We start from the raw sequence: 5,739 nt of genomic DNA, 5'->3' as shown, positions 1-5,739 counted from the left end.
CATGACGACCACGACCACAGCAATCATGACGACCACGACCACAGCAATCATGACGACCACGACCACAGCAATCATGACGACCACGACCACAGCAATCATGACGACCACGACCACAGCAATCATGACGACCAAGATCACAGCAATCATGACGACCACGACCACAGCAATCATGACGACCAAGATCACAGCAATCATGACGACCAAGATCATAAGCATGGTGAATTTACAGCACAATACAGTTTCAGCTGTAAAAACATCTCTCAATTAAATGAAATAAAACTGAACTGGTTCAATTATTTCCCATCAACAGAAAAAATATCTGTTCAAGCCATTACCGATAAAAGTCAGCAAGCTAATCAATTAACAGAAAATAACGCAACTTTAAAATTTTAGTAATAATAGGGGGGAATATCCCCCTATTATTGGGAGATATGATGGTAATTATTGAACTTAATAAATTGACGTTTCGCTGGCCAGGACAACAAACTGACTTACTTAGCATCGCTAATTTAAAAATTAATAAAGGTGAAAAGGTCTTCCTAAAAGGTCCCAGTGGAAGCGGTAAATCGAGCCTTCTGAGTTTACTTGCAGGGATCACCCAACCAACGTCAGGCCGTGTGAACTTATTAGGACAACCATTCAGTAAATTGAAATCGACGCAACGCGACAAATTTCGAGCAGATAACATTGGGTATATATTCCAAATGTTCAATTTGCTGCCCTACTTATCCGTTATAGATAATGTCTTACTTCCTTGCCGATTCTCGAATCAAAGAAAGCTAAAAATCCAAGGGCATCTCGAAATCGAAGCAAAACGTCTTTTACAACAGCTTCACTTGCCGGATGATTGCTTACATAGACCCATATCAGAGCTCAGTATTGGTCAACAACAACGGGTTGCTGCCGCAAGAGCGCTAATTGGCAAGCCAGAGTTACTTATTGCTGACGAGCCTACTTCAGCGTTAGATCATGATAATAGAGAAGCTTTTATTAAATTGCTCATGAATGAATGTAACGATGCAGGTATAACGCTCTTATTTGTAAGCCATGACACCACCCTAGAACCTCTTTTTAGTCGTAGCATCGCTCTAAACGATATTAATCTAGCAACTCAAGCAGGTGTTCAATGAAGGCTATTTTAAGATTAGCATGGCAAAGTCTAGTGAATAGAAGAACCACCGCCTTGTTAACGTTACTAACCGTTGCAATATCAGTCACTCTATTACTAGGTGTCGAGAGAGTCAGAACACAAGCGAAAGCAAGCTTTGCCAATACGATATCCAATACTGATTTAATTGTTGGCTCTCGCTCAGGACAAGTTAACTTACTACTTTATTCAGTCTTTCGCATTGGCAATGCCACCAATAATATAGACTGGCAAAGCTATCAAGAAATAAGTCAGCAACGAGCAATAAAATGGGTAATCCCTATATCTTTAGGAGATTCTCACCGCGGATTTCGTGTAATAGGTACCAATGATAGTTACTTCAAGCACTATCAATATGGACAAAAGCAGCACCTAACTTTTAGTGACGGACGACCATTTAACACCTTATTTGAAACTGTAGTAGGTGCAGAAGTTGCCAAAAAATTAAACTATAAGATCAATGATGAAATTGTTATTGCCCACGGTATAAGTGACAAAAAATTTAATCGCCACGATAACTTACCCTTCAAAGTTGTTGGAATATTAAAACCAACAGGCACACCAGTAGATAGAAGTGTGCATGTCTCTCTCGGAGCCATAGAAGCTATTCATGTGGGTTGGGAGTCAGGGGCAAGAATTGGGCAAACACCCGATGCCGCACAACTTGCCGAGTATCAATTCGAACCTAAGCAAATAACCGCCTTCATGCTGGGATTACATTCTAAAATACAGACCTTTGCTTTACAGAGATCCATTAATACTTATAAAAAAGAACCGCTCAGTGCCATTATGCCAGGTATAGCGCTACATGAGCTATGGGGGATGATGTCGATTGCAGAGCAAGCATTATTAGTTGTATCAGGGTTTGTAGTCATTGCAGGGCTACTTGGTATGCTAACAAGTTTACTGACAAGCCTGAATGAAAGGCGTCGCGAAATGGCTATTCTAAGAGCAATGGGAGCTCGCCCAAGCCACATATTCTTTCTATTAATAAGTGAAGCGACTGTTTTAACATCTGCAGGGATAGTGCTTGGCACAATACTACTTTACGTAGGGTTGTTTGCACTTCAGCCGATGATACAACAGCAATTCGGCTTTTTTATTGAGGTAACATTATTGAGTACTTACGAACTAACTTTACTCGCCTTAGTACAAACAGCCGGAATCATCGTGGGAATTATTCCGGCGGTAAGAGCTTATAAGCATTCATTAGCAGATGGTATGACTATCAAAATATAAAGGGTTCAAAAATGAAAAGATGGCTCATCGCAATTGTCTTCTGTTTACCAACACTAAGTAACGCCGAAGATGTATTAAAATTAGATTGGATTGATCTTGTACCACAACAAGAGAGAAAGCTGCTAGATCAAAAAAACATGATGCCTTTGTTAAACCATGATGGAGAGGCAGTAAAACAATCAATGATCGGCGCAGTAAGAGAAGAACTAAACGGTAGTGAAGTGAAAATACCAGGGTTTGTTATACCTTTAGAAGGAGACGATAAGGTTGTAACTGAATTTTTACTTGTTCCTTATTTCGGGGCTTGTGTACATGTACCGCCGCCGCCGCCTAACCAAATTATCTATGTTAAGTTTGCTAAAGGTGCCCCGATTCAACAATTATGGGATGTTGTCTATGTCGTAGGCCGCTTAAAAACACAACACATTAGCCATGATATGGCTGAGGTCGGCTATCTATTAGAAGGAACTGCATTAGAAGAATACGATGATATGTAGTGTCACATTCTAACCTAGTTATGACTTACCTTGCTAATCATACATGCGTAGCAAGGTAAGCCAACATAGAGACATAGCCAAGTATGAGAAAAATATCAGTCATCCGTTTAGTCAATTTATTCATCATCCCCTCTCCCTGAGTACCTAAACATAATTAGGTTAACAAATTTAACTATTAATTAACACCGATATCACGCATCTTGATCTAAGCCACAATTAACTGGTAAAACTATACAGGGCAAACTCGAATTGGATTAGCTATGAAAGCAGGAAAGCAAACAGAACTAATAACTTTAGAAACAAAGGCATCAATAGTTAATGAAAAGAAACACCAACTAAAAAGTGCACAAAATAAAGCAGAAGAAATCGCACAGAAACATGCAATAAGTGCCCAAATAAAACAAACACAACATGATATTCAGCAACGAACCTCAAATAGAATTCTACTCGAGCAGAAAAATGAGCAACGAAATCTTGAAAGGGTTGTTAAGGTTACCTATGAGGCGTGTAGGGATGAAACAGCAGGAGATCCCGATCCAGACTGGTTAGCTCGGTTCTTTTCGATGGCAAAAAAAATTCACAGCCCATCAATGCAGATATTGTGGGGGAAAATACTAAAACGTGAAATATTATTCCCAGGCTCAGTCTCTTTAAAATCACTCAAAACGTTACAAGATATGACACAGCGTGAGGCTCAAATCTTCCAGCAAGCAACTTCACTAACATGTAATTTTGGAAATGATAAAAGCCAGAAACTGTTAACTGGAATAAAAGAACACAAAGGAAAGCTATCTTTATTAAAAAAAGTCAAAAACCATAGAATTCAATATGGTGCTTATCAATTATCATATTCAAATTTACTGATTTTAATCGATCTAAGCTTACTGTTGAAAACCGAACTAGAGTCAGGAGAAATAGCCAAACATATCGACCTGCCTTTTGGCTATAAGAGTAATGATTACAGCCTACAGCCAATCAGAAAAGGGATTACATTTACATACTATCGACTCTCTCCAACAGGAGAGGAGCTCGCTAACCTATTTGGAAGTAGCATAAATCAACAATATAAAGATATGCTTTCAAACTTATTAAGCCAACACTTCATAGTGCAAAGCAACAAAGAATAAGCCCCAAAAAGCAAAATACATTAGTTACGTATTACCTAATAATATTCATTCGTCATCTTTAGTGAAATTGGCTTCAGAGAAATCATCAAGATCATAAGGCGTTTGTTGATAAACACAATAATTTAACCAATTGGAAAACAGCAAATGTCCATGGCTACGCCAACTCGCTACTGGTCTATTACTAGCATTATCATCAGGGTAATAATTCACAGGCATATTAGGCTCTATACCTTGCTCACAGTCACGAATGTATTCATGGTGCAACGTATCAACTTCATACTCTGGATGACCAGTAACAAATACGTTCCGCTTATCTTTTGTCGACGCTAAATAAACGCCAGCGACTTCAGAGGTAGCTAAAATATCTAAATCAGTATGTTCTGCAAGATAGCTAGGAGAAAAGTCAGCATAGCGAGAGTGAGGGGCCTTAAATAGATCATCAAACCCACGCAAAACAGGGTGGTGGCGATCATGAATTTTATGCTCATATACCCCAGATATTTTTTCTTTCCTTGTTCTCTTTGGCAGATCATAAAGTAACTTTAAACCAGCCTGAGCAGCCCAGCATACAAACATCGTCGATGTAACATGCTCTTTTGCCCAATTCATAATTATCTGAATTTCTTCCCAATAAAGAACATCCTCAAATTGAACTAATCCTAAAGGTGCCCCAGTCACAATTAAACCATCAAAGTTACGATCTTTCACCATCTCAAATTGACGATAAAATGTATCTAAATGCTCTGTTGGAGTATTTTTTGTTGGACGATTGTCGATCCGTAATAATTCAACATCAACCTGTAACGGGCTATTTGATAACAAACGTAAAAACTGTGTTTCAGTTTCTATCTTTTTTGGCATCAAATTAAGCAATAATACTTTTAATGGACGAATCCCTTGCGTCGCAGCACGTGCTTCTGACATAACAAAAATATTTTCACTACGCAGAATATCTGTAGCAGGTAAACGATCAGGAATTTTGATTGGCATCTTGGTTGTTCCTTACCTTTAAGATGTTTAGACGTCTAGATATCTAACCAAAGATATATAATATAAAGATAAGGTGCAAGTCTCAGAGTGCATAAACTCGTGAATAAGTTTGATTAGAATTGCTCTCATTAAATAAAGAGCATCGGTTCGTGATGAAATAGTAACGCTAGTTATAGTTAATATACGAATACGTACCAGCAGGTTTATCCGCTTTACGCTAATAACTCATTATAGATAAATTAAGAGAAAAGCTTCATCAAAAAGTGGAATTATCTATGGATAACAGGGAGAGATGTTCGGCAATTGTAAATAAATACAATTGTGGTTGATAAGATTGTTTTATAAACGAAAAAACCCAGCCAAAGGCTGGGTCTTAAATAGGTATTCAGCAATGACCTACTCTCACATGGGGAGACCCCACACTACCATCGGCGCTACAACGTTTCACTACTGAGTTCGGCATGGGATCAGGTGGTTCCATTGTGCTATTGTCGCTGAAAAATAATGGTGCTAGTACCCAGATTCGAACTGGGGACCTCACCCTTACCAAGGGTGCGCTCTACCAACTGAGCCATACCAGCAAATTATTGGTAAAATCCGTATTTACGAACTTTAAAATTGGGCGCCTGGCGATGCCCTACTCTCACATGGGGAGACCCCACACTACCATCGGCGCAACTGCGTTTCACTTCTGAGTTCGGCATGGGATCAGGTGGAGCCACAGCGCTATGGTCGCCAG

At 39.1% G+C, this 5,739-nt stretch carries 6 protein-coding genes, 1 tRNA gene and 2 rRNA genes; 5 read left to right on the top strand and 4 right to left on the bottom strand.

Features of this window, described 5'->3' with window-relative positions; translation table 11 throughout:
* From C9J48_RS27475 to C9J48_RS27455, 5 genes are all read left to right on the top strand, one after another.
* On the top strand, positions 1-393 hold a 393-nt coding region (locus C9J48_RS27475; protein WP_146151663.1), incomplete at its 5' end, for a ZrgA family zinc uptake protein.
* Positions 394-434: 41 nt separating this feature from the next.
* Positions 435-1,130: an ATP-binding cassette domain-containing protein gene (locus C9J48_RS27470; RefSeq protein WP_006228414.1), complete on the top strand. Its 696-nt coding sequence runs from the start codon at positions 435-437 to the stop codon at positions 1,128-1,130.
* Positions 1,127-2,386, top strand: a complete 1,260-nt coding sequence (locus tag C9J48_RS27465) for an ABC transporter permease (protein WP_006228415.1) — start codon at positions 1,127-1,129, stop codon at positions 2,384-2,386. Before C9J48_RS27470 ends, C9J48_RS27465 begins: the two co-directional genes overlap by 4 nt.
* A gap of 11 nt (positions 2,387-2,397) precedes the next feature.
* Positions 2,398-2,883 (top strand): DUF3299 domain-containing protein, encoded by a 486-nt coding sequence (locus C9J48_RS27460; protein WP_006228416.1) that lies wholly within the window; start codon positions 2,398-2,400, stop codon positions 2,881-2,883.
* Between the two features lie 260 nt (positions 2,884-3,143).
* Positions 3,144-4,010, top strand: a complete 867-nt coding sequence (locus C9J48_RS27455; RefSeq protein WP_006228417.1) for a TIGR03899 family protein — start codon at positions 3,144-3,146, stop codon at positions 4,008-4,010.
* Positions 4,011-4,055: 45 nt separating this feature from the next.
* Here the strand turns inward: C9J48_RS27455 and metA are convergent, their stop codons facing one another.
* The 4 genes from metA to rrf (C9J48_RS27435) all read right to left on the bottom strand — a co-directional run bounded on the left by metA (position 4,056) and on the right by rrf (C9J48_RS27435) (position 5,739).
* Positions 4,056-5,000 carry a homoserine O-acetyltransferase MetA gene (metA, locus tag C9J48_RS27450; protein WP_006228418.1) on the bottom strand — a complete coding sequence of 315 codons (945 nt, stop codon included), beginning with the start codon at positions 4,998-5,000 and terminating at the stop codon, positions 4,056-4,058.
* Between the two features lie 383 nt (positions 5,001-5,383).
* Positions 5,384-5,499: ribosomal RNA gene (gene rrf / locus C9J48_RS27445) — 5S ribosomal RNA — on the bottom strand.
* A 6-nt stretch (positions 5,500-5,505) separates the two neighbouring features.
* Positions 5,506-5,581 (bottom strand) — tRNA-Thr (locus C9J48_RS27440).
* Positions 5,582-5,624: 43 nt separating this feature from the next.
* Positions 5,625-5,739 (bottom strand): 5S ribosomal RNA (gene rrf / locus C9J48_RS27435).

It is taken from the genome of Photobacterium profundum, from assembly GCF_003026285.1.
In the GTDB taxonomy this organism is placed as follows: Bacteria; Pseudomonadota; Gammaproteobacteria; order Enterobacterales; family Vibrionaceae; genus Photobacterium; species Photobacterium profundum.
Note: the sequence above shows the minus strand (reverse complement) of the source record. Positions and strands in the feature narration are given on the sequence as shown.